21 protein-coding genes and 1 pseudogene are annotated in these 24098 nt (G+C 71.6%); 11 read left to right on the top strand and 11 right to left on the bottom strand.

All coding sequences use genetic code 11. From position 1 onward, the window contains the following. The first annotated feature begins 20 nt into the window (after positions 1–20). Complete coding sequence (locus EDD90_RS37370; RefSeq protein ID WP_123977370.1) at positions 21–812, top strand: helix-turn-helix domain-containing protein; 792 nt, start codon at positions 21–23, stop codon at positions 810–812. Positions 813–835: 23 nt separating this feature from the next. Beyond that, positions 836–1828 carry a GlxA family transcriptional regulator gene (locus tag EDD90_RS37365; RefSeq protein ID WP_123977368.1) on the top strand — a complete coding sequence of 331 codons (993 nt, stop codon included), beginning with the start codon at positions 836–838 and terminating at the stop codon, positions 1826–1828. 53 nt (positions 1829–1881) lie between these two features. On the opposite strand, the pseudogene EDD90_RS59145 reads toward EDD90_RS37365, so the two are convergent. The 3 genes and pseudogenes from EDD90_RS59145 to EDD90_RS37350 all read right to left on the bottom strand — a co-directional run. After that, a pseudogene (locus EDD90_RS59145) lies at positions 1882–2118 on the bottom strand (carboxylesterase family protein); the annotation flags it as partial. A 66-nt stretch (positions 2119–2184) separates the two neighbouring features. Then, entirely contained in the window at positions 2185–2862 is a 678-nt protein-coding gene (locus EDD90_RS37355; protein ID WP_123977366.1) for a DUF4360 domain-containing protein, read from the bottom strand. A 199-nt stretch (positions 2863–3061) separates the two neighbouring features. Further along, a complete protein-coding gene (locus EDD90_RS37350; protein WP_123977364.1) occupies positions 3062–3520 on the bottom strand; it encodes an Rrf2 family transcriptional regulator in 459 nt (152 codons plus the stop codon). 73 nt (positions 3521–3593) lie between these two features. Here EDD90_RS37350 and EDD90_RS37345 point away from each other — a divergent pair, with 73 nt between their 5' ends. Further along, entirely contained in the window at positions 3594–6593 is a 3000-nt protein-coding gene (locus EDD90_RS37345) for a beta-galactosidase (RefSeq protein ID WP_123977362.1), read from the top strand. 53 nt (positions 6594–6646) lie between these two features. Here the strand turns inward: EDD90_RS37345 and EDD90_RS37340 are convergent, their stop codons facing one another. The 5 genes from EDD90_RS37340 to EDD90_RS37320 form a co-directional block, all read right to left on the bottom strand. Further along, entirely contained in the window at positions 6647–8158 is a 1512-nt protein-coding gene (locus tag EDD90_RS37340) for an alpha-N-arabinofuranosidase (protein WP_123977360.1), read from the bottom strand. A 97-nt stretch (positions 8159–8255) separates the two neighbouring features. Then, positions 8256–9227 carry an arabinan endo-1,5-alpha-L-arabinosidase gene (locus tag EDD90_RS37335; protein WP_123977358.1) on the bottom strand — a complete coding sequence of 324 codons (972 nt, stop codon included), beginning with the start codon at positions 9225–9227 and terminating at the stop codon, positions 8256–8258. A gap of 10 nt (positions 9228–9237) precedes the next feature. Continuing rightward, positions 9238–10092 (bottom strand): carbohydrate ABC transporter permease, encoded by an 855-nt coding sequence (locus EDD90_RS37330; RefSeq protein WP_123977357.1) that lies wholly within the window; start codon positions 10090–10092, stop codon positions 9238–9240. Further along, complete coding sequence (locus EDD90_RS37325) at positions 10089–11027, bottom strand: carbohydrate ABC transporter permease (RefSeq protein WP_123977355.1); 939 nt, start codon at positions 11025–11027, stop codon at positions 10089–10091. Before EDD90_RS37325 ends, EDD90_RS37330 begins: the two co-directional genes overlap by 4 nt. Continuing rightward, complete coding sequence (locus tag EDD90_RS37320; RefSeq protein ID WP_123977353.1) at positions 11024–12379, bottom strand: extracellular solute-binding protein; 1356 nt, start codon at positions 12377–12379, stop codon at positions 11024–11026. The genes EDD90_RS37325 and EDD90_RS37320 overlap by 4 nt, the downstream gene beginning before the upstream one ends. A gap of 244 nt (positions 12380–12623) precedes the next feature. Between EDD90_RS37320 and EDD90_RS37315 the strand changes: the two genes are divergently transcribed. After that, positions 12624–13226 (top strand): toxin-antitoxin system, toxin component family protein, encoded by a 603-nt coding sequence (locus tag EDD90_RS37315; RefSeq protein ID WP_185149370.1) that lies wholly within the window; start codon positions 12624–12626, stop codon positions 13224–13226. Between the two features lie 14 nt (positions 13227–13240). Next, entirely contained in the window at positions 13241–14458 is a 1218-nt protein-coding gene (locus EDD90_RS37310) for an MAB_1171c family putative transporter (RefSeq protein WP_123982053.1), read from the top strand. Between the two features lie 228 nt (positions 14459–14686). On the opposite strand, the gene EDD90_RS37305 is transcribed toward EDD90_RS37310, so the two are convergent. Then, positions 14687–15538 (bottom strand): SMP-30/gluconolactonase/LRE family protein, encoded by an 852-nt coding sequence (locus EDD90_RS37305; RefSeq protein ID WP_123977351.1) that lies wholly within the window; start codon positions 15536–15538, stop codon positions 14687–14689. Then, a complete protein-coding gene (locus EDD90_RS37300) occupies positions 15535–16308 on the bottom strand; it encodes an IclR family transcriptional regulator (RefSeq protein ID WP_123977349.1) in 774 nt (257 codons plus the stop codon). Before EDD90_RS37300 ends, EDD90_RS37305 begins: the two co-directional genes overlap by 4 nt. A 186-nt stretch (positions 16309–16494) precedes the next feature. Here EDD90_RS37300 and EDD90_RS37295 point away from each other — a divergent pair, with 186 nt between their 5' ends. Continuing rightward, entirely contained in the window at positions 16495–17052 is a 558-nt protein-coding gene (locus EDD90_RS37295) for a hypothetical protein (RefSeq protein ID WP_260328377.1), read from the top strand. Here EDD90_RS37295 and EDD90_RS37290 read toward each other — a convergent pair. Beyond that, entirely contained in the window at positions 17030–17911 is an 882-nt protein-coding gene (locus tag EDD90_RS37290; RefSeq protein ID WP_123977345.1) for a RimK family alpha-L-glutamate ligase, read from the bottom strand. The two genes, EDD90_RS37295 and EDD90_RS37290, sit on opposite strands and share 23 nt — an antisense overlap. A 128-nt stretch (positions 17912–18039) precedes the next feature. Here EDD90_RS37290 and EDD90_RS37285 point away from each other — a divergent pair, with 128 nt between their 5' ends. The 5 genes from EDD90_RS37285 to EDD90_RS37265 all read left to right on the top strand — a co-directional run bounded on the left by EDD90_RS37285 (position 18040) and on the right by EDD90_RS37265 (position 24051). Beyond that, positions 18040–19119, top strand: coding sequence for a MerR family transcriptional regulator (locus EDD90_RS37285; RefSeq protein ID WP_123982050.1), 1080 nt, complete (start codon positions 18040–18042; stop codon positions 19117–19119). A gap of 29 nt (positions 19120–19148) precedes the next feature. Continuing rightward, positions 19149–19757: an O-methyltransferase gene (locus tag EDD90_RS37280; protein ID WP_123977344.1), complete on the top strand. Its 609-nt coding sequence runs from the start codon at positions 19149–19151 to the stop codon at positions 19755–19757. A 165-nt stretch (positions 19758–19922) separates the two neighbouring features. Next, complete coding sequence (locus tag EDD90_RS37275; protein WP_398926690.1) at positions 19923–21404, top strand: acyl-CoA synthetase; 1482 nt, start codon at positions 19923–19925, stop codon at positions 21402–21404. A gap of 4 nt (positions 21405–21408) precedes the next feature. Then, positions 21409–22824, top strand: coding sequence for a carboxyl transferase domain-containing protein (locus EDD90_RS37270; RefSeq protein ID WP_123982048.1), 1416 nt, complete (start codon positions 21409–21411; stop codon positions 22822–22824). 189 nt (positions 22825–23013) lie between these two features. Further along, positions 23014–24051, top strand: a complete 1038-nt coding sequence (locus EDD90_RS37265) for a rod shape-determining protein (RefSeq protein WP_123977342.1) — start codon at positions 23014–23016, stop codon at positions 24049–24051. Positions 24052–24098 lie beyond the last annotated feature (47 nt).

Genomic DNA, 24098 nt, shown 5'->3' with positions numbered 1-24098 from the left:
CGCCGGGCAGTCTGAGGGGCATGACGACGACCACCGCCGAACCGGTCGGGGTGCTGGTGCGCTGCTGGCGGGAGCGGCGCCGGCGTTCACAGCTCGACGTCTCGCTCGCCGCCGAGTTGTCGACCCGGCACCTGAGCTGCATCGAGACCGGGCGGGCGAACCCCAGCCGGGACATGGTCCGGCGGCTGTGCGAGGAGCTCGACGTGCCGCTGCGGGAACGCAACGCGCTCTACCTTGCGGCCGGGTTCGCCCCGGTGCACCCCGAGCGCGCCTACGCCGATCTGGGCGCGGCGCGCGAGGCGGTGGAGGCCGTCCTGACCGGGCACGAACCGAACCCGGCGCTCGCCGTCAACGTGCGCTGGGAGCTGCTGGCCGCGAACCGTGCCATGGGGGTGTTCCTCGGTGATGCGGCGGCGGAGGTGACACGGCCGCCGCTGAACGTGCTGCGGGCGACCCTGCACCCCGACGGCCTGTCCGGACGTATCCGCAACCTCGCACAGTGGCGGGCGCATGTGCTGCGCCGGGTCCGCCGCCAGCTGGAGCGGACCTCGGCCGCCGGCCTGGCCGAGCTGCTCGCGGAGCTGGAGAGCTACCCCGGCCCCGAGGAGACGGACGCGGGCCGGGACCGGACGCCGTACGACGACCTGGTGGTTCCGCTGCGGCTGTCGTCCGAGCACGGGGAACTCGCGCTGCTCTACACCACCACCGTGTTCGGTTCGCCGCGTGACGTGACCCTGGACGAGATCGCCGTCGAGACCTTCTTCCCGGCGGACGCGCGGACGGCGGCGATCCTGCGCGCGATGGCCATATGAGCGGTGAGCGATAGCATCGTGCCATGTCCGTCGCCATCGACTTCCTGCCCGCCCGGCCCCACCGGGTCGTCGTCCTCGCCCTCGACGGCGTCTACCCCTTCGAGCTGGGGATCCCCAACCGGGTGTTCCCGTGTGTACCCGGCGCCTACGAGGTGGTGACGTGCGCGGCGACGGACGACCGTACGGTGGCGACCAGCGCCGACTTCACGGTCACCGTCGGGCACGGGCCCGAGGCGCTGGAGAGCGCGGACACCGTGGTCGTACCGCCGTATGACATGGCGCGGATCTCGCAGGAGCTGTCCGAGCCGGTCGCCGCCGCGCTCGACCGGATCCGGCCGGGCACCCGGATCGTCTCCATCTGCACGGGGGCGTTCGCGCTCGCGGCGGCCGGGCTGCTCGACGGGCGGCCCGCTACGACCCACTGGGCGCTGGCGCCCCGGTTCCGGCGGATGTTCCCCCAGGTCGCCCTGGACCCCGACGTGCTGTTCATCGACGACGGTGATGTGCTGACCTCCGCGGGGGCCGCGTCCGGTGTCGACGTCTGTCTGCATGTCGTCCGCTCCGACCACGGCAGCGCGGTCGCCAACAGCGTGGCCCGGCAGTGTGTCGTACCGCCGTGGCGGGACGGCGGGCAGGCGCAGTACATCGAGCAGCCGGTGCCGGACGAGGGCGCCACCGGTACGGCGGCCACCCGGGCCTGGGCCCTGGAGAACCTGGAACGCCCGCTCGCCCTCGGGGAGTTGGCCGAGCATGCGCGGATGAGCCGGCGCACCTTCGCGCGCCGCTTCCAGGAGGAGACCGGTACCAGCCCGGGGCGCTGGCTGATCCAGCAGCGGGTGCACCGCGCCCGCCACCTCCTGGAGAGCAGCGACCTTCCGGTCGACCGCGTCGCGGCGGAGGTCGGCTTCGCCACCGGCACGTCCCTGCGGCAGCACCTGCACGCGGCGATCGGCGTCTCCCCGCAGGCGTACCGGAACACCTTCCGGAACACGGTGCCGGGCGACAGCAAGGTCTGAGCGCGTTCCCGTTCCCGTTCCCGCTCCCGTTCCTACTCTCCTCCCGCTCTCGCTCAGGCGAAGTGGCGGACGCGGGCGGCCGTCGCGGGGCGTACGGCAGCCAGTCGTGCACCGAGCCGATCCTGACGAACTCGGCGACCGCGCCGCCGAAGACCCAGGGCATCCTGGTCCCGGGGGCCGAGGTTGGCGGCGCCGATCTCCGGCAGATACAGGTAACCCAGCGATCCCACGCGGTAGCTGGCGGTGACGATCACGACGTCGCCGAGGGCGGCGAGGCGGGAGCCGTCGTACCAGTCCCGGGCGGACCGGCCTGGTCCGCCCGGGCAGCCTGTGACCGCCCGGGCGGCCCGGTGGGCCTACTTGCCGGGGCACTCCTTCCAGGCCATGTGGTAGACGGTGCTGATGTCGCCGTCGGTGGAGTCCATGGTCATGAAGCTGACCTTGCCGGGGTTGGCGGTCCCGGCGTTCACCCGCAGCTCCGTGTTGATGTTGAAGTTGCGCTGGACCCCGCAGGGTGCCCAGACCAGTTGGGCCCAGTCGGTGGTGTCGGTGGCCTGCCAGTTGTCGTCGTAGGGGCCGCTGAAGGGGTGGCTGGCGGCGGCCGTGTTGGACGAGCCCTGGAAGTAGTACGAGGCGCGCTGGGTGCCGGTGGCGCCGGACTGGAGGGACGCGTAGCCCCGGTAGTCGGCGCTGGCGATGGCGTAGGTGAAGCCCTGCGGGACGTGCACCACCAGGTTGAGCTGGCAGTTGCGCCGCAGGGCGGTGGGGTCGGAGTTGCCGCCCGCCTGGGCGAGATAGGCGCTGTAGGTGACGGTGAAGGCGGTGTTGTCCTCGGAGACGGCGACGGCGGTGGTGCCCTGCGGACAGCCGGAGCCGTTCACCGTGGCGATGGTGATGACGATCTTGTCCGGCGGCGGGTCGTCGAACACGGGCGACGACGAGGCCCGGGCCTGGGCGGGCAGCCCGGCGGTGAGCAGCGCGGCGAGCGCTCCGCCGAGCAGGAGTCCATGTCTCCTGGGTCTCCTGAGTCCCATGGTTTCTCCAGTTCGGTGATCGGGTGGGGGGTTACGCCCGCGACCCTCATCACCCACATGGTTTACCTTTGAAGAACCTGTGGGTTTCCTGTGAAGACCGGGGCGCTCGAATCGTAGGAACCCCCACGCGAACCGGTCAGGGCGAACTCCGGCCATTCACAACACCGGATTTCACAGCCCCCTGAAGCCTGTCCGGGCGCTACGGGTTCTCCCAGGCCGCCGGTTCCGCCGCCAGTGCCCGTACCGGTTCCGGGAGCGCGTCCGCCGCGATGTCCGCCACGGTGACACCTTCGAGGATCTTGCGGACGTTGGCGCGCAGCGCGATCCAGAGCGGCAGCAGGGGCTGGGCGGTGCCGGTGTAGGCCAGGCCCGTCGGGCGTTCGCCGCGTACCGACACGATCGGACCGTCCACCGCCCGGATCAGGTCCGCCACGGTGATCGCGGACGCCTCCCTGGCCAGCCGGTAGCCGCCGCCCCCGCCCCGCCGGCTGTCGACGATCCCGGCGCGCCGCAGGTCGCCCAGGATGCCCTCAAGGAACTTGTGCGGGATGTCCTGCGCACAGGCGATCTCCTCCGCCTTCACCGGACCGTCGCCCTGCCGTACGGCGAGCTCCAGTACCGCCCGTACCGCGTAATCCGCCCGTGCCGAGATCCTCATGGATCCATTGTGGGGCGTACTCCCGTGCAGAATGACCGGACCCGCGCCCCGTAAGATCGCCCGGGAGGATCCCTTGGCGCTCAGCAGACGTACCTTCAGTGCACTCGCCGGCTCGGCCGCGCTCGGCTTCGCCCTGGGCGGCAGCGGCGGCCCCGGCGCGCCCTCGGCGTACGCGGCGCGCAGCGTGCCGACCGGCCCGGCCCCGGCCCCGCCGAGCGCCGACGGGCAGCGGCACACCATCGGCTACGACCACCACTCACTCGTCGTCGACGGCCGACGGCTGGTGGTCTGGTCCGGCGAGATGCACCCCTTCCGCCTCCCGAGCCCGTCCCTGTGGCGGGACGTCCTGGAGAAAATGCGGGCGCACGGCTACAACACGGTCAGCATCTACGCGGCCTGGAACTACCACTCCCCCGCACCCGGCGCGTACGACTTCACCGGCGTCCGCGACCTCGATCTCTTCCTCCGCACGGCCGCCGAGACCGGGCTGTACGTCATCGTCCGCCCCGGCCCCTACATCAACGCCGAGGTCGACGCCGGCGGCTTCCCCGGCTGGCTCACCGCCACCGAGGGCACCGCCCGCACCACCGACCCGACCTACCTCGGGCACGTCGACGAGTGGCTGACGGCCGTCAACCGCATCGTGCGCCGCCACCAGTTCACGGACGGCGGCGGGTCCGTGCTGCTCTACCAGATCGAGAACGAGTACGACGGCCACGTCACCGACCCGACCGGCCCCGCCTACATGTCCCACCTGTACAAGAAGGTACGGGCCGACGGCATCGACGTCCCCCTCTTCCACAACGACAAGGGACGCAACGGCTACTGGATCCCCGGCTCCTTCGACACCGGCGGCGAGAAGGGGAAGTGGCTGTACGGCTTCGACGGCTACCCCTCGCCTTCCCAGACCCCGCCCGACTGGGGCGACTTCGGGATCGGCGGCCTCAAGGGCGGGGCCACCGCGAGCCCGCACACGCCCGGCTTCGTACCGGAGTTCGGAGGCGGCTGGTTCGACCCCTGGGGCGGGGTCGAGTTCGGCGGCAAGGGCTACGCCGGGTCCCGGCTCACCCGGGACGCGGCCTACGAACGCCGCTTCTACCTCACCAACCTCGCCAACGGCATCACCCTCCACAACGTCTACATGACCTACGGCGGCACCAGTTGGGGCTGGCTGCCCGCGCCGGTCGTCTACACGTCGTACGACTACGGCGCGGCCATCGACGAGGCCCGCAACGTCACGACGAAGATCGCGCCGATGCACCAGCTCGGCCATCTCCTCCAGCGCGTCCCGGACTTCGCGAAACTCGAACGCGCGGCGGACGTCCACGTGCCCGGCCTGAAGGCGTACCACCTCACCAACCCGGACACCGGTTCACATGTGTACGTGCTGCGCAACGACGGCACGACCGAGGTGAAGTCCACGCTGAGGACCGCGGCGGGCGACGACGTCGAAGTCACCGTCCCCGCCACGGACGCCAGGCTCCTGACCACCGGACTCGCCCTCGGCGAACGGACGTTGCGGTACTGCACCGCCCAGCCGGCGTTCGTCCTCACCGCCGGCCGGCAGGACATCGCCCTGTTCACCGGCCGGTACGGCGAGATGGCGCACCTGGTGCTGGAGAGCCCGTCCGAGCCGTTCGTCCAGCGCATCGACGCCGAGGCGGCCTGGGTGTACGACCAGGACGTCCTGCACGTCACCGTGCCGCTCGGGGTGGGCGGGCTCACCCGGGTCCTGGTCCAGCGCGGCGACAGCGACACCCCGCTGCTCCTGCTCTTCGCCGCCGACGGGACGTCCATGCGGCTGTTCCCGTACGACACCCCGTCCGGCACGGTACTGGTCTACGGCCCGACGCTGCTGCGCCACGCCAAGCTCCGCGGGGACACCGTGGAGCTCACCGGCGACACCACCGTCGAGACCGGTCTGGAGGTCTGGGGGCCCCGCGGGATCACCTCGGTCACCTGGAACGGACAGCCGGTGCGGACCCGGGTGAGCCTTGCCGGCAGCCTCGTCTCCGAGATCAACCTCGCGGGGGCGCCGAAGGTGACGCTGCCCGTGCTGGACGGCTGGCGCCGGAAGACCGAGAACCCCGAGTCGGCGGCGGGCTTCGACGACGCGAAGTGGACGGTCGCCGACAAGAAGACGACGTTCAGCACGACGCCCGTGCCGACGGGCCGGCCCGTGCTCTTCGCCGACGACTACGGCTTCCACTACGGGGACGTCTGGTACCGGGGGCGGATCGAGGACGACTCCCTGGTGGACCTGGAGTCCGTCTCCCTCGCCTACAGCACGGGAACCCAGGGCATGCTGATGGCCTGGCTGGACGGGAAGCCGCTGGGCTCGCACCGGATGCCGGTACCGGACGCGAAGACGGTCCGGCAGGGGAGCTGGACGGCCACCGCCGAATTCCCCGTCGCCGGGCCGAAAACGAAGAAGGACCGGGAGAAGGCGGAGGAGAAGCGGTCGCATGTGCTGTCCGTACTCGTGCGGCGGATGCAGCACGACATGGACGGCAAATCCGTGGACACGCAGAAGGCGGCACGCGGATTGACCACCGTGACCTTCAAGGGGGCTTCCCCGACGGTGAGCTGGCGGATCCAGGGGGCCGGTGCGCCGGATCCGGTGCGGGGGCCGCAGAACAACGGCGGGCTGTACGGCGAACGGGAGGGCTGGCATCTGCCCGGGTTCGCGGACGGTGCGTGGGAGTCGGCCGAACTTCCGCGCGCGGACCAGGGGATGGGTGTCACCTGGTACCGGACCGGGTTCCGGCTGGCCGTGCCGGACGGGGTCGACGCGTCGGTGGGGCTGGTGCTGGAGGACGATCCGGCTCGCGCCTACCGGGTGCAGATCTTTCTGAACGGGTGGAATCTGGGGCAGTACATCAACGATGTGGGGCCGCAGCATTCGTTCGTGCTGCCCAACGGGATTCTGCGGACTCGGGGCGCGAACACGTTGGCGCTGGCCGTGCTCGGGGACGGGACGACGGAGATCGGTCCTGGGTCGGTACGGCTGGAGTTGCTGGGGAGTGCGGCCGGAGGAGTCCGGGTTGTGGGGGTGGACTCCCCCGGCCGTTAGGTGCGGGTTGTGTGTGGTTGCTCGCGCAGTTCCCCGCGCCCCTAAAGGGGCGCTTACGCCAGGCGGATCACATTCCAGGACATGGGCTCCAGGACGGCGCTCAGCGTGCCCTCCTTGAGTGTCGTGCCCTCGGCCTGGTGAGGCGTGACCCGCTCCGGGGCCTCCAGGGTGTTGCGGGCGTCGGGGTCCTGGTCGGCGAGGACGCTGTGCTCCGTGACCTGGGTCAGGTCGAGGCCGCTCAGGGCGATTTCGAGGGGCAGGGCCTCCGTCCGGCCGCGGTTGACCGCGAAGACGGTGACCGTGCCGTCGTCGGCCCTGACCGCCGTCGCGTGCAGCAGGCTCGTCTCGCCGTACTTCTTCGTCTGGTGCGTCGGTGAGTCCACGCGTACGTCCAGGACCTGGCCCCTGCCGTACCGCGACGCCTGGGCGAAGGGGAAGAACGTCGTCTGGCGCCAGGCCGGGCCGCCGGGCTCCGTCATGATCGGGGCGATGACGTTGACCAGCTGGGCCAGGCAGGCGACCGTGACGCGGTCCGCGTGGCGGAGCAGGGCGATGAGGAGGGAGCCGAAGACCACCGCGTCCAGGACGCTGTAGTTGTCCTCCAGCAGACGGGGGGCCTCGGGCCAGTCCCGCGCGTCGGAGTTCTCGATCTCATGCCACTTCGAGGTGTACCAGACGTTCCACTCGTCGAAGGAGAGGTTGATCTTCTTCTGGGACTTCAGCCTCGCGCCCACGTGGTCACAGGTGGCGACCACGTTCTCGATGAAGGACTCCATGTCGACTGCGGAGGCCAGGAACGAGTCGAGATCGCCGTCCTGGGGCTCGTAGTAGGCGTGCAGGGAGATGTAGTCGACCAGGTCGTACGTCTCCGCGAGGACCGTCGCCTCCCACTCGGCGAAGGTCGGCATGGACTGGCTGGAGGAACCGCAGGCGACCAGTTCCACGGACGGGTCCATCTGGCGCATGGCGCGGGCGGTCTCGGCGGCGATGCGGCCGTACTCCTCGGCCGTCTTGTGGCCGGTCTGCCAGGGGCCGTCCATCTCGTTGCCCAGGCACCAGACCTTGATGCCGAAGGGGTCCTTGTCGCCGTGCGCGGCCCGGAGGTCGGAGAGGGCGGTGCCGGAGGGGTGGTTGGCGTACTCCTGGAGTTCCAGGGCCTCCGCCACGCCCCGCGTGCCGAGGTTGACCGCCATCATGGGCTCGGCCTGCGGGCCGACCTTCTTCAGGAAGGAGATGTACTCGCCGAGTCCGAAGCGGTTGGTCTCCGTCGACCGCCAGGCGAGGTCGAGGCGGCGGGGGCGGTCCTCGACGGGGCCGACGGAGTCCTCCCAGCGGTAGCCGGAGACGAAGTTGCCGCCGGGGTAGCGGATGGTGGTGACGCCGAGTTCGCGGACGAGGTCGAGGACGTCAGTGCGGAGGCCTTCGGCGTCGGCCGTGGGGTGCGTCGGCTCGAAGATGCCGGTGTAGACACAGCGGCCCAGATGCTCGACGAAGGAGCCGAACAAGCGGGGGTTGACTTCGCCGATGGTGAAGGCGGGGTCGAGGGTGAAGCGGGCGGTGCGCATTTTCGCCTTTCGGGGTGGGTTGTTCTCAATCGTGGGCGGGTGCGGGTGCGTTGTGGCTGGTCGCGCAGTTCCCCGCGCCCCTATGGGGCCGCTGCCCCTAGCTCAGTTTCGGCCAGCCGTTCTTTGTCCAGCCCAAAGGATTCAGCCCCAGCTTCGGCGTGCCGTTGTCGTCGGCGTCGTAGTAGTGGTACGCCAGCCAGGTCTTGCCGTGGGTGCGGAAGGTGGACTCTCCGCCCGTGCCGATGTAGCGGCCGTGGCCTGCCAGGAACAGGTCTCCGCCGCCCTGCAGCATCGGCGTGCCCGTGCTGTCCGTGTACGGGCCCGTCACCGACGTCGAGCGGCCCACTCTGATCTTGTACGTCGAGTTCACGCCCGCGCAGCAGGCGTCGTACGACGCGAAGAGGTAGTAGTAGCGGCCGTGGTGGAGGATCGACGCGCCTTCGACCGCGTAGGGGGCGTCGGGGCGGGTGGCCAGGTGGGCGACCGGGGCTCCGGGGAGCGCCTTGCCGGTCCTGCGGTCGAGTTCGACCATGCGGATGCCGGTCCAGTAGGAGCCGAACGCCATCCACAGGCGGCCGTCGGCGCGGACGATCGCGGGGTCGATGGCGTTCCAGGAGTCGGTGGTCTGCGAGGTGAAGGCGGGGCCGTGGTCGGTCCAGGTGCCGGGGAGGCCGGACGGGGAGGTCGCCACGCCTATCGCGGAGTGGTTGGTGCCCCAGGAGGAGACCGCGTAGTAGAGCCAGTAGCGGCCGTCCCGGTAGGAGAGGTCGGGGGCCCAGGGGTCGGCGGTGGAGTTGTAGTCGTACCACCAGCTCGGCGGGGTGGTGAACGCGTTGCCCGCGTCGGTCCAGTCGCGGAGGTTCGTGGAGAGGCGGGCGCCGATGATGCCGCCGGTGGAGTAGGCGACGTACCGGCCGTTCTTCAGCTGGTGGACCGTGGGGTCGTGGATGATCTGCTGGCCGGTCAGGGGGAGGGGGTCGGGGTAGGTGGCGTCGGCGGAGGCGGTGGTGGGGAGGAGGGCGATCGCCGCGGCCGTGACGAGTGCGGCGAGTCCGGGGAAGCGCTTCAACTCGGGCTCCCTACTGGCCGGCCAGGCCCGTGTGGGCGACGCCCGCCACGATCTGGCGCTGGAAGAAGACGAACACGACGATCAGCGGGAGGCCCGCCATCAGGCCGCCGGCCATGAGCTGGGCCCACTGGATGCCGTAGGAGTTCATGACGGTCGCGATGCCGTTCGGCATGGTCATCAGGTCGGGGTTGTTGGTCACCATGTAGGGCCACAGGAAGTTGTTCCACGAGGCGATGAAGGTGAAGATGCCGACCGCGGCGAGGGAGGGGCGGGACAGCGGCAGGACGATGGTGAAGAAGACCCGCCAGCGGCCCGCGCCGTCGATGAAGGCGGCCTCCTCCAGTTCGCGCGGGATGCCCTGGAAGAACTTGTAGAGGATGTAGACCATCGCGGCCGGGGCGCACTGCGGCAGGATCATGCCCCAGTAGGTGTCCACCATGCCCATCTGCTGGACGGTGGTGAAGAGGGGGACACCGAGGACGGCCGGGGAGACCATCAGGCCGGACATGACCAGGCCCATCAGCGCGCCCTTGCCGCGGAACTCGGTGCGGGCGAAGCCGTATCCGGCGAGCGCGCTCACCAGTACGACGACGGACGTCACGCAGACCGAGACGACCAGGGAGTTCACGAACCAGTTGGTGATGTTGCCGGTCTCGAAGAGGGCCTTCCAGGCCTGGCCCGTCCAGTGCTTGGGCAGCCAGTGCGTCGGTACGTCGACGGCCTCGGTCTCCGACTTGAGGGAGGTGAACAGGCCCCAGAAGAGGGGGGCGAGGAAGACCACGGAGACGGCGGCGCCGAGGAGGGTGAGGACGATCTGGCTGGGGGTCCATGCCCTACGGGGCTTCACGGGTACGGCGGTCGTCATCGGGTGGCCTCCTCGGTGCGGTTGCGCAGCAGCCACATGCGCGCGAGGGCGACGGCCGCGATGATCACGAAGAAGATGACGGAGATCGCGGAGGCGTAGCCCACGCGGTAGCTGGTGAAGCCCTCCTCCAGGGTGTACTGGACGAAGGTGCGGGTGGAACTCTCGGGGCCGGGGCCGAAGTCCATCATGACCACGGCCTGGTCGAAGACCTGGAGTGACGCGAGGATCTGCAGGGCTATGACCAGGCCGGTGATGTTGCGGAGCATCGGCAGGGTGATGTGGACCATGCGGTGCCAGGCGTTGGCGCCGTCCAGCTTCGCGGCCTCGTAGAGGTGGGCGGGGATGGACTGGAGGGCGGCCAGGTAGAGCAGGAAGCTGAAGCCGACCGTCCACCACAGGGTCTCGATGACGATGGCGAGCATCGCGTACGACTTGTCGGTCAGCCACGGGGTGTCGATGCCGAACACGTAGTTGATCATTCCCGTGCCGGGGTTGAACAGCCACTGCCAGAGGTTGCCGGCGACCGTGGAGGGGAGCAGGAAGGGCGCGAAGAAGCAGAGGCGCCACAGCCATTTGCCGCGCTCGATGTGGTGGGCGAGCATCGCGAGGAGGAAGGCGAGGACCGTGATGCAGGGGACCACCAGGAGTGTGAAGTACGCGCTGTGGCCCAGGGCGTCCCACATCAGCGGGTCCTTGAGGGCCTCGCGGTAGTTGTCGAGGCCGATGAAGCTCTCGCCGGTGCCGGTGATGTTGGCGTCCGTGAGGCTGAGGTAGACGCCGCGCAGCAGCGGCCAGATCACGAAGAGGGTGAAGAGGAGGAGGAAGGGCGCCACGAACCAGCCGCCGTGCTGGAAGCCCTGCCTGCGGCGGAGGGTGGCGCTCGCGGCGGCCGTCCTGGCGCGGGCCGGTGCGAAAACGGTCTCGGCGGTCGTCATGCGGCCGTACCTCCCTGCGCGGCGGTCCTGCCGTCCATGGGGTTCTTCATCGCGAGCAGCGTGGCGAGTTCGCTCTTCATCCGGCGGGCCGCCGCGTCGGGCCTGGCGGAGCCCATCGTCGAGGAGACGACGACCGGGCCGACGCGCTGGGCGAGGATGCCGGTGGAGCCCGCGAACCACACCTTGGGCTCGTTGGCCTGGTGGTTCATGGCCGAGACGTACTCGTTCTGCGGGTAGAGCTTCTGGTACGCGGGGGTGGAGAGGGTCGGCAGATAGGCGGGGATGTGGCCGCCGGCCGCCCACTGCTGGGCGTGGGTGACGACGTACGCGGCGAGCTGGTGGGCCGCTTCGTTGGTGGCACCGCCGCGGTCGGACTGGTGGGGCAGCACGAAGGAGTGCGACTCGGCGTGGGTGGCCTGGGTGCCGAAGACGGGCGGCAGCGGGATCGCGCCGTAGTCGAGCTTGGCGCCGGAGTAGACCGGCACCGACCAGTTGCCCTCCCAGGCGAACGGGGCGCCGTTGATGAACTGTTCGGCGTTGACGGAGCCCATCGTCGGGTCGGCGTAGCCGTCGGTGACATGGCGGCGCAGGAACTCCAGGACCTGGGTGGCCTTGTCGGTGTCGAAGGTGACCTCGGTGCGGGCGTCGTTGAACCAGGTGCCGCCGAGCTGGGTGTAGAAGGCGACGAAGAACCACCACTGGAAGTTCTGGTCGTTGATCCACAGGCCGATGGTCTGCAGGCCCTTCTTGGTGGCCTTCCTGGCCTCCTTGAGCACGCCGAACCAGTCGTCGGTCGAGGTGACGGGCACGATCCGGTCGTCGGCGCCGAGCAGGCCCGCCTTCTTCAGCACGTCCTTGCGGTAGAAGCAGAGCTGGACGTGGACGTCGAGCGGGAGGGCGTAGAGCTTGCCGTCGACGATGCCGCGCTGCCACAGCCTGGGGTTGTAGTCCGACTCCCGCAGGCCGTACTTGGCGAGCAGGCCGACGTCCCAGGCGTCCAGGAGGCGGCCGGGCGCGAAGCCGGCGACCCGGCCGATGTGCATGACGCCGAGGTCCGGTGCGCGGTTGCCGGCGGCCGCCATGGCGAGCTTGGTGTAGAAGGGGTTGCCCCACTGGAGGGTGGAGTCCTTCACCGCGATGTCCGGGTGCGCCTTACGGAAGGCGTCCAGCATCGCGATCATGTTGGAGCCGTCACCGCCGCTGAAGAGGTTCCAGTAGCGCACGCGGGTGCGTGCGGTGGAGGCGAGCGCGTCGGCGCCGCTGCCGAGGGCCGCGAAGCCGAAGCTCCCCGCCACCGCCAGCCCGCCCGCAGCGCCCAGTAGTTGCCTGCGACTGAGGCCAGGTCGTCCCATTGCCTGCCCTTACACTCGTTCGACATATCGAATCATGCCCGTAACTTCGAACGGGACCGTAAAATCGAAGCGCTTCCGCGTCAATGGGTACAGCGCGACTTTCCTGTATCAGGCACTCGTTCTCACTCGTTCCCCGGTGAATCACCGACGTCGGATCGCATGACGCGGACACATCCGGACGCGTAACCTCGGACGGGCCGCCGCGGCGCGGTGACCGCCGTCGGGGCGGTGCGAAGGGGGAGCGATGGACTTGGCCGGCGCTCGGCACCTGTGGGCCCGGATCACCGCGAGGCTGCGGCTCTCCCGGCCGAACGCACAGATGCGCGTCCTCGCCGCCGGCCTCGCCGCCGCCGTCCGTGCCCGGCCGTATCCGCCCGCCGACGTGGGCGAGTTGTGCCGGGCGCTGTGCGAGGAAATGACCGCGCTGCGCGCCGGACGGCCGGTAAAGCTGCGGTTCGAGCGGTTCCCGGACGAGATCGAGGTCACCGGACTGTGGGTGGAGTTCCAGGACTTCGACCTGGTCATCGTCGAGGAGCGGGCCGAGGCCGTACAGCAACTGGTCATCCTCGGCCATGAGTTGTGGCATCTACAGGCCGGCCACCGGCACCAGCACGGGGTCGCCCCGGAGGCCGCCCGCGCGCTCGCCGGCCAACCCGGCTGGCGGGACACGGCGTTGACGGTCGCCGCGCGCAACGGCTCCCGGGAGACCGACGAGGCCGAGGCCGACGACTTCGGCTACCGGCTGGCCACCGCCTTCCGGCCGTACGTCGAACGGCCGGGCCGCTCCCCGCACGACCCCGTCCAGCGCTCCCTCGGCTACCGCGGGCGCGGCGGAGCGGCGCGGTGACCTCCCCCCTGGCCATGCCCAACCCCGCCGGAGTCCTCGGCGAGTTCTACATCTCCTTCTGGATCCCCACCGCGGTGCTCACCACCGCCCTGGTGATCAAGCTGCCCTCCATCATCCGGCTGTGGCGGGACCCGCTGCTGCGCGCGGTCGGCGGACTGCTGCTGCTCGGCAGCGCGGTGTTCGTGTTCTGCACCCCTTCGACGATCGCCGCCGTGAACCGGTGGACCGGTGTGCCCAACATCTCGGCGCCCTGGTGCTACTCACTGCTCACCGCGCTCGGCGCCTCCTGTCTGCTGCTGATCATCGCCTGGCGCAACGGCCTGTCCGACCGGTCCGCGGCCACCCGGCGTGCGATCCGCTGGGTGATCTCCGGCTACTCCGCGGTGATCGCCACCCTGTGGCTGCTGTTCGCCCTCGCCGACGTGCCCGTGGAGCGGCTGCGGGACCTGGACACGTACTACGCCACCACCCCGTACATGCGCGAGGAGATCCTGCTCTACCTCGTCGCCCACTCCCTGGCCTGCGTCATCACCTCGCGGCTGATCTGGAACTGGGTGCGCACGGAAGGCCTCGACGCATGGCTGCGCTCGGGACTGAAGCTGCTCGGCGTCGGTTACGTACTGAACCTGATCTTCGACGCGGCCAAGCTGGTCGCGGTCGCCGCCCGCTGGACCGGTGCGGACCTGGACTGGCTCAGCACCGACCTGGCCCCGGCCGCCGCCGCCCTCTCCGCCATCAACATCGCCGTCGGCTTCATCCTCCCCCACGTCGGCCAGTACCTCCACGACCGCTGGCGGGTCCGGATCGCCCACCGCGAGCTGCGGCCGCTGTACCAGCTGACCCGGACCGTGCACGGCGACGGCGTCCCCTTCGTGCTGCGTGCCACGCCCGAACTGCGGCTGACGCGACGCGAGACGTTCATCCGGGACGTCCTGCTCCCCCTGACCCGGCACATCGACGCCGACCTCGACAGGCGCGCCTACGACGCCGCGCTCGACCTGGGCCACCCGTCCGAACGGGCCCGGGCCCTGGCCTCCGCGGTCAGCATCCTGAACGCCGTGGACACACGGGACCGCACTCCCGACCCCACCGACACGACCGACACCCCGGACTCCACCCACCTCCTCCAGGAGATCGGCGCGGTGTCCCGGATCCTGAGGCACCCGCAGGAGATAGCGGCGGTACGAGCACACGCGACGGTCCGGACAAAGGAAGTCGCGGTGCTTGAGTAGCGCAGGGAACCGGGGCCGGGGGTGGCGGGGACGCTTACCGGCGCTTGCAGGGTGCCTCTGGGGGAGACACGACTGCCCGCGGCTGGAGAAAACGGCGCCGGCTGGGAAGAAGCGGCGGCTGCAGCGCCCCTTCAGGGGCGCTGGGGGTACCCCCGGCCGAAGGCTGGGGGAGGAACTGCGCGACCAGCCCCCACGCACCCGCGGACGAACACGTCGTCCGGGCAACCTCTACCCAGCGAACGCCGGTTGGGCAACTCCCTGTCCCGCGCCCGGAATCACCAGCAGTGAACCCGCCGTGGGATGCGGCGCATCCAGCCCCACCCGCGCCGTCGTGACGTACAGATCCGTCAGGTCGGCGCCACCGAACGCGCAGGCCGTCGTACGGGGCGTCGGCAGCGTGATGACACGGTCCAGTTCACCCGTCGGCGTGTACCGCCGCACCGCTCCCCCGTCCCACAACGCCACCCACACACAGCCGTCCGCGTCGACCGTCAGGCCGTCGGGGTAACCGGCGCCCTCCTCGATCGTCACGAACGGACGGCGGTTGACGGGGAGTTCGCCGTCGTAGTCGAAGACGTCCACGCGGCGCGTCGGTGTGTCGATGTAGTAGACGTGGCGGCCCTCCGGGCTCCAGCCCGTGCCGTTGCTGACGGTGACGTCGGGCAGCAGCGTCGTCGCCGTACCGTCGCCCGTCACCCGCGAGAGCGTGCCGCCCCCGGTCGTCTCGTCGTAGCGCATCGTGCCCGCCCACAGGGAGCCGTCGGGGGCGACGGCCGCGTCGTTGGCGCGGCGCCCGGCGACCGGCTCGTGGTGCAGCCAGCGGAACGTGTCGTCGGGGTCGAGCAGGGCCACGCCGTCCCGGAGGCTGAGGACCAGGCCGCCGTTCGCGCGGGGTTTGACCGCGCCCACGTGCTGGTCCGTCGTCCGGGTCGTACGACGGCCCGTCGACGGGTCGTAGGTGTGGACGCGCGAGCCGAGTATGTCGATCCAGATGAGGCGGCCGGTCGCCGGGTCCCAGGTCGGGCCCTCGCCGAGCGTCGCCTCCGCCGCGACCGCGACCTCGTAAGCCGTCGTCGTCATCCCACGCTCCGGTGGCCGAGGCGCTCGGAGAGTTCGGCGGCGCCCTTCGCGGCGAGCTGCTCCAGCTCGCCCCGGCGCTCGTCGCTCCAGCGGATCATCGGGACGGAGATGGAGAGCGCCGCGACGACCTGGCCGGTGCGGTCGCGGACCGGCGCGGCGACACAGGAGACGTCCGGGTTGGACTCTCGGCTCTCCACGGCGATGCCGCGGGCGCGGATCTCGGCGAGGGCCTCGCGCAGGGCGTCCGGCTCGGTGATGCTGTTCGGGGTCATCCGGACCAGGTCGGCGTCGTCCGGGATGCGCGCGGACAGCTCCGGCTCCGGCAGTGAGGCCAGCAGCATCTTGCCGACCGAGGTGCAGTGGGCGGGCAGCCGGCGGCCGGCCGCGGAGACCATGCGGACCGCGTGCGTGGAGTCGACCTTGGCGATGTAGATGACGTCGGTGCCCTCCAGGATCGCCACATGGACGGTCTCGTCGCAGGTCTCGGCGACGGACCGGGCGACCTGCTGGCCCTCGGCGGCGAGGTCGAGCTGCTCGGCATATCTGCTGCCGAGCTGGTACGGGCGGACACCGAGCCGGTAGCGTCCGGGCTGTCCGGGTACGGGCACGATGTACGAGCGGGCGGAGAGCGTGGTCACCAGCTCGTGCACGGTGGTCCGCGGCAGCTGGAGTTTGCGCACTATGTCGGGGGCGGAGAGGGTCCCGTCCCCGTCCAGGAAGAGCTCAAGAATGTCGAGAGCCCGGGTCACGGCAGGCACAAGGCGTCCCACGTCCGGCCCCCTCCCTTGGGTCTAAGCGCCAGATCTCGTCGGAGCGGCGGAGCCGTTCGAGATATCAACAGGCGATCGGCATGACGAACACAGGCTAACCATCGAGGATTGCCCGGGCAATGGTCGGGAACGACCCGGCCACGGGCATGTGCACCATGGGGCCGCCATCGGGCCACCATGGGTCCCATGCAACTGGACTTCCAGCTGGTGCTGCTGCGCCGTATGGCCGACCATAACCCGGACCTGGTGGAGACCGCCCGGCGCGAACTGGGCGCGTCGATCGCGGACATGAGGGAGGCCAACAAGCGCTGGCAGGCGATGGTCCGGTCGTCCAGGTCCCGGTCCGTCGCCGCCCGCTACCGCTCGGTCCTCGGCCCGCCCGAGTCGGAGACGAAACGGACCGTGGTCGACCTGGAGTGCATGGCCTGGCAGTGGGCGCTCCCCCTCTGGCCGACCCTGCGCTTCGAGATCATGGTCGGCCCCGGCGGCGCGGTCTGGAACGAGTGGCTGGTCCGCGCCCCCGGCGCCCCGGCGCCGAGACTGGAGACGTACAAGGATCTGACCCCCTGGTCCTGCACGGTCGACGAGGCCGCCCGCGCCTTCGCCCCCGCCCGCCCCCTGGAGGGCTCGGCCCCGACTCGCTGGGGCCTGACCTTCAAGGTGCCCGACGGCCGTCAGGTGGTCGCGGAGTTCACCTGGGGCCTGCTGCAGCGCACCGCCGTCATCGACGGGCCGCGCCGATGACCGCCGCCGCCACGGCGTCCACCGACCCCGGATGCAGGAACAGGAACAGGTTCGGTTCGACCAGCTCCAGCTCCATCACCCGCGGCTGCCCGTCCTCCCCGTCGACCAGGTCCACCCGGGCGTACAGCAGCTCGGGCGCCTCCGGTACGGCGGCCAACGCGCGCTCCGCGACCGCGAGTTCGGCCGGCGTCGGGCTCCACCGCTCCAGGTCCGGGTGGGCGACCTTGTCCGCGTCGTACGCCGTGCCCGGCGTGAGCACGGCCCGCTTGCGGCTGGCGTGCAGCAGCCGCCCGCCGAAGAACTGCAGAGCCCGCTCCCCGCTGACGTCGATCCCGGCGACGTACGGCTGCACCATCGCGGTCAGCCCCTCGTCGTGCATCCGCGCGAGATGCCGTACGGCCGTCTCGTGCTCGCCCGGCGTGTAGCGGGCGGCGAACCGGGCCCCGGCGCCGAAGGTCGGCTTGACCACGAAGTCACCGTCGGCGGGGAGACCGGCGGCCTCGGCCGGGTCGCCGGGGGCGAGGTACCGCGTCGGCACGACGGGTACCCCGGCCGCCGCGAGGTCGCCGAGATACCGCTTGTCGGTGTTCCAGCGCACGACGGAGACCGGGTTGGCCAGCCGCGTCGCCTTCCCGACCCGCTCCGCCCACGGCACGAACTCGTCCGTACGCCAGCTGTAGTCCCAGGTGGAACGGATGACGACCAGGTCGTAGCCGCCCCACTCCACGCCGGGCTCGTCCCAGGCATGCGCGACGGCGTCCGCACCGCCGGCGGCCAGCGCCCGCAGCAGCACCGGCAGGTCCTGGTCCTTGCTCGGCTCCGTACCGGGGTCGTAGGTGGCGAGGGCTATGCGAGGCACGGCGGGGGCTCCCTTGACTGACGGTGACTGCGATTCTTCGGCAGACTAACCCGTTGACCTTCACCTTCGGTGAAGCCCCAGCATCGGTGGTGGACGTCGAGGAACGCGAGGCAGGGCAGGGTGACGGCATGGAGTGGATGACCATCGGCGCCTTCGCGAAGGCCTGCCGGCTGTCGCCGAAGGCGCTGCGGCTGTACGACGAGCTGGAACTGCTGAGGCCGGCCCGGGTCGACCCGGACACCGGCTACCGCTACTACGCCGTCGAGCAGCTCGAACGCGCCCGGCTGGTCGCCTGGCTGCGGCGGCTCGGGATGCCGTTGGCCCTGATCCGCGAGGTGTGCGGGCTGCCGGCCGGCCTGGCCGCCCGGGAGATACGGGCGTACTGGGCCCGTATCGAGGCGGAGACCGTCGTACGACGGGACCTGGCCGCGTTCCTCGTCGACCACCTGTCGGGAGAGTCGAGAAGGGAAACGACGAAGATGCTGGAGTTGCGTTATGCCGCCCGCTCGGACCGGGGGCTTGTCCGGCCGTCCAACCAGGACACCGCGTACGCGGGGCGCCGGCTGCTGGCGGTCGCCGACGGGTGGGGTCCGGCCGGGGCACTGGCCAGTGCCGCCGCCGTGGAGGCGCTGAAATCCCTGGAGGACGAGGAGCTTTCGGCGGGCAACGTGCTGAACCTCCTGGAGGACGCGGTGCGGTCGGCGAGCGAGGCCGTGCGGGAGGCGGCAGAGGGAGGCGCGGAGGTCGGTACGACGCTCACCGCGCTGCTGTGGACCGGGTCCCGGCTGGCCCTCGTCCACATCGGGGACTCGCGGGCGTATCTGCTGCGGGACGGTGAGCTGTTCCGGATCACCCACGACCACAGTGTGGTGCAGTCGCTGATCGACGAGGGGCGGCTGACGCCGGAGGAGGCCGAGAGCCATCCGCAGCGGATGCTGCTGGCGAAGGCGCTGTCGGGGGACCGGGCGGCCACGCCGGATCTGAAGTTGCACGAGGCGCGTGACGGGGACCGGTATCTGGTGTGCTCGGACGGGCTGAGCCGGGAGGTCTCCGACGAGCGGATCCGCGAGCTGCTGGATGTCGTCGAGCCCGGGGACGCGGTGCGGGTGCTGGTCGAGGAGGCCAACTCGGCGGGCGGGGCCGACAATGTGAGCGCGGTCGTCGCCGACGTCGTGCTTCCCACCGGCCCACCCGTCCCGGTCGGCTGAGAAGACGGGGAAGAGCTGGAAACTCTGCCATGACACTTCACGGCACCGACGCCTATTCCGGCCTCTTTGGCCTGCCTTCCCTCGTCGAGCGTGCCCTCGGCGCCGCCCGGGACCGCTCCTTCCCCTACTCCTGCCGGCCCGAGCAGGGGCGGTTGCTGCAGCTGCTCGCCGGCGGGGTCGGGGTGTCGGGGCGGATCGGGGAGACCGGGACCGGGCTGGGGGTGGGGCTGGCCTGGCTGGCGTCGGGAGCCCGGGACGGGGTGCGGCTCTTCAGCGTGGAGCGGGACGCCGGGCGGGCCGGGGCCGCCGCCGAGGTGTTCCGGGACCGGGCCGGCGTGCGGGTGCTGTGCGGGGACTGGCGGGAGGTCGGGGCGTACGGGCCGTACGACCTGCTCGTGCTCGACGGGGGCGGGCAGGGGAAGGCCGACGGCGATGTGCCCGCCGACGTCGAACGGCTGCTGGTCCCCGGCGGCACCGTCGTCATCGACGACTTCACGCCCTCCGACCGGTGGCCGCCCCGGCACGCGGGAGGTGTGGACCGGGCGCGGCTGCACTGGCTGGAGCATCCCGCCCTGCGGGCGACGGAGGTGCGGCTCGCACCCGATCTGTGCACCGTCGTCGGGACGCGGCGCCCGTGACGGCCTGTGCCGGCTTCGCGTCCCGTTGTCGTTGCCCCCGCTCCCGTCACCGTGATCAACACCCCGGGTCCGGGGCGCGGGTGGGGTGCCCTGGGAGCGCTGCTCCTGGTGTAGGAAGGGGCTGTCGAGGTTCCGACCGGTGTTTCCGATGTGAGGAGTCGTCGCGTGTCCCTTCTGTTTCCGGCCCTGGTGGACGGCTCCGGCGAGCGCAGCGAGATGGGGGTCCCCCCGGACGGAGTCTGGGGGATGGTCGCCCTGCGGTTCGGCCCACGGTCGTTGACGTACGGGCGACTCGCCGCCGCGGCGGGCGCCCTGGCCGGCCGGGTCGGGGACGCCGACCGGGTCGCCGTGTGGGCGACCCCGGAACTGGAGACCGCCGTCGCCGTCGTCGGCACGCTGCTCGCCGGCAAGGCGGCCGTACCGCTCAACCCCAAGTCGGGCGACAAGGAACTCGCGCACATCCTCGCCGACAGCGCGCCGAGCGCGGTGCTGGCCGCTCCGGGCGCCGAACTCCCGCCCGCCCTCGCCTCGTTGCCGCGCATCGACGTCGACGTGGACGCCTCCGGCCCGGTCCCCGAGGACCGCACCACCGAGTCCGACCCCGCCCTCGTCGTCTACACCTCCGGCACCACCGGCCCGCCCAAGGGCGCCGTCATCCCGCGCCGGGCGCTCGCCGCGACCCTGGACGCGCTCGCCGACGCCTGGCAGTGGACCGGGGAGGACACCCTCGTGCACGGCCTCCCGCTCTTCCATGTGCACGGGCTCGTACTGGGGATCCTCGGACCGCTGCGGCGCGGTGGCAGCGTCCGTCACCTCGGGCGTTTCGACACCGACGGCGTGGCCCGCGAGCTGAACGACGGCGCGACCATGTTGTTCGGCGTGCCCACCATGTACCACCGCATCGCCGAGGCGCTGCCGGACGACCCCGGACTGGCGAAGGCGCTCGGCCGGGCCCGGCTGCTGGTCTCCGGCTCCGCCGCGCTGCCCGTCCACGACCACGAGCGGATCGCGGCCGCGACCGGACGGCGGGTGATCGAGCGGTACGGCATGACGGAGACCCTGATGAACACCAGCGTCCGCGCGGACGGGGAGGCACGGGCGGGGACCGTCGGTGTGCCGCTGCCGGGCGTGGAGCTGCGGCTGGTGGAGGAGGACGGGACGGCGATCGCCGGGTACGACGGGGAGACCGTCGGGGAGATCCAGGTGCGCGGCCCGAACCTGTTCACCGAGTACCTCAACCGGCCCGACGCCACCGTCGCCGCCTTCACCGCCGACGGCTGGTTCCGCACCGGCGACATGGCCGTGCGGGAGCCGGACGGCTATGTACGGATCGTCGGACGCAAGGCCACCGACCTGATCAAGAGCGGGGGTTACAAGATCGGGGCCGGTGAGATCGAGAACGCGCTGCTCGAACATCCGGGGGTGCGAGAGGCCGCCGTCACCGGGGAGCCGGACGCGGACCTGGGCGAGCGGATCGTCGCCTGGATCGTCCCGGCCGACCCGCAATCGCCGCCGTCCGCGCAGGAGTTGGCCGACCATGTGGCCGGCCGGCTCGCCCCGCACAAACGGCCACGCGTGGTCCGCTACCTGGACGCCCTTCCCCGCAACGACATGGGGAAGATCATGAAGCGGGCCCTGGGTGCCTGAGCAGATGCCCGAGCAGACGCCCGAACGGCTCTCCGCCCGCCGGATCCTCGCCCTCGTCGCCGATCCGGACACCTTCGCCGAACTCCCGCCCCCGGCACGGCAGTCCGGGCCCGACGGCCCGCTCGGCTGGCAGGGTTACGACGCCTCGCGCGCCCGCGCCGCCGAGCGCACCGGCGAGGAGGAGTCGGTCGTCGTCGGCACCGCACGCGTCGAGGGCACGGCGGCCGTGCTGATCGCGTTCGAGTTCGGGTTCCTCGGCGGCTCGCTGGGCGAACGGACCGGGGACCGGCTGGAGGCGGCGTACGTCCATGCCCGCGCCCACCGCCTCCCGGTGGTCCCGCTGGTCGCGACCGGCGGCAGCCGGATGCAGGAGGGCATGCTCGCCCTGTCCCAACTCCAGCGGGTGGCACGGCAGTCGGCGCTCACCCGGGAGGCGGGGCTGCCGCAGATCGCGGTCCTGCGCGACCCGACGACCGGCGGCGGCTGGGCCACCCTGGGCGCCGGCGCCGATGTGGTCCTGGCGCTGCCCGGCGCCCAGGTCGGCTTCGCGGGCTCCCGGGTCCGCCCGCCGGACGCCGACCCGGCCGCGTACACGGCTCAGGCGCAGCTGGCGGCGGGGGCGGTGGACGCCGTGGTGCCCCTGGCCGAGCTGAGGACGGTGCTCGGGCTGTGGCTGCGGCTGCTGACCGCACCGGCCACGGACCCGGCGGACCCGCCGGCCGCCCTCGGCGCCACCGGACTCCCCGACGCCGGCCTGCCCGACGCCGGCCTGCCCACCACCGGCCTGCCCACCACCGGGCTGCCCGCCACCGGCTGGGAGGCCGTCCGGCGCGCCCGCGCCCCGCAACGCCCCCGCGCCCACGCCTACTTGGACGCCTACTTCACCCGCCGGGTCGCCCTCGTCGGCGACCGGTGCGGCGGCGCGGATCCGGACGGGATGCTGTGCGGGTTCGGCGAGCGGAACGGCCGTACCATCGCGTTCGCCGCGCAGACCGGGGCGGCCACCCGGCCGGCCGGGTACCGCACCGCCGCTCGTCTGATACGGCTCGCGGACCGGCTGGACATCCCCGTGCTGACCCTCGTCGACACCCCGGGCGCCGCGAATGACGCCGACGCGGAACGGCAGGGCGCGGGCGCGGCGATCGCGGAGCTGTTCGGGGAGGTGGCGGCGGCCCGGATGCCGATCACCACCCTCGTCATCGGCGAGGGCGGTTCGGGCGGTGCGCTGGCGCTGGCCGCGCCCGGCAACACCTGGGCCACGCCGGACAGCTACTTCTCCGTCATCGCCCCGGAGCTGGCCGCGGCCATCCTGAAACGCCCCCCGGAAGAGGTCGAGGCGACCGCCGACCAGCTGCGCATCCGGCCCCAGGACCTGGTGGAGCTGGGGGTGGTCCGGGGCATCGTGACGCGCTTGCCCTGACACGGCCCGTCGCCTTCGGTGACAAACGGGCGCCCGAGCCTTCTCACGCTCCCGTGCCCGAAACCCCCCATTCAGCCGCACCCCGCCCGGCCCCCTCCCGCAGGCGCGCCGAGCCGATCCCCCGGAGGATGCGAAGGAAGCCGTCGTTCGTCGCCCGCCCCACGGCCCGCGCACTCGGGAGGATCCGCCGTGACCGTCAGCCTGGAGCAGTTGCGCCGCTGCCATTTCGCCGTCGACTTGGGGGCCGCCCGCACCCGGGTGTACGTGAAGGGCATGGGGCTGGTCGTCGACCAGCCCTCCGTCGCCGCCATGAACACCCGTACCGGCGCCCTGATCGCCGTCGGCGAGCTCGCGGAGAGGATGACGGGCCGGACACCCGATTACATCCGTGTCGTGCGGCCCGTCGCCGGCGGCACCGTCGTCGACATCGAGATGGCCCAGCGCATGCTGCGTCATCTGCTCGGTGACAAGACCCGCCGGATGCTGCGCCGCAAGCCCCGGCTCCGGGCCGCGGCCTGCACCCCGCACGACGCCGACCCGCTGGCCCAGCGGGCGACCATCGAGACGCTGGTGGGGCTGGGGGCGCGGCGGGTGGAGCTGGTCGACACGCTGATCGCCGCCGCCGTGGGGTGCGGCCTGCCCGTGGAGCGGCCCGAGGCGACCATGATCCTGGTGTGCGGGGCCGCCGCCACGCAGGTCGCCGTGCTCTCCCTCGGGTCCATCGTGTGCGCCGAGCGGCTGCCCGTCGGCGGCGAGGCCGTGGACCACGCGATCGTGCAGCTGCTGCGGCACGAGCACGAGCTGATGCTGCCGAGCCAGTCGGTACGGCCGTTGCAGATCGCCCTGTCGGGCAACGGGCTCACCCCGTACGGGCCGACGTCGACGGAGATCCACGGGCGGGACGTGGCCACCGGGCGCGCGCGCAGCGTGCTCGTCGACACCGCCGCGGTGCGCGATGCCATCCAGACCCCGCTGACGGCCGTGCTCGACGGGATCGGCAAGGTGCTGCGGGACTGCCCGCCCGACCTGGTCGCCGATCTCGCCGACCGCGGGATCATGATGGTCGGCGGCTCGGCGCTGCTCCCCGGATTCGACGAACTGCTCCGGGAGGCCACCGGCATGCCGGTGCACATCGCGGAGCGGCCGGACGTGTGCGTCGTACAGGGCATCGGCGCGATGCTGGAGGGCCGGATCGAGCCCCTGGCGCTGGGGCCGCTGGCCGCGTAGGGCACCGCCCTGTCCGGCCCGGTGCCGCGGCCGCCGCCGCTTCTCCC

The sequence above is a fragment of the Streptomyces sp. Ag109_O5-1 genome, assembly GCF_003814875.1.
Classification (GTDB): Bacteria; Actinomycetota; Actinomycetes; order Streptomycetales; family Streptomycetaceae; genus Streptomyces; species Streptomyces sasae.
Note: the sequence above shows the minus strand (reverse complement) of the source record. Positions and strands in the feature narration are given on the sequence as shown.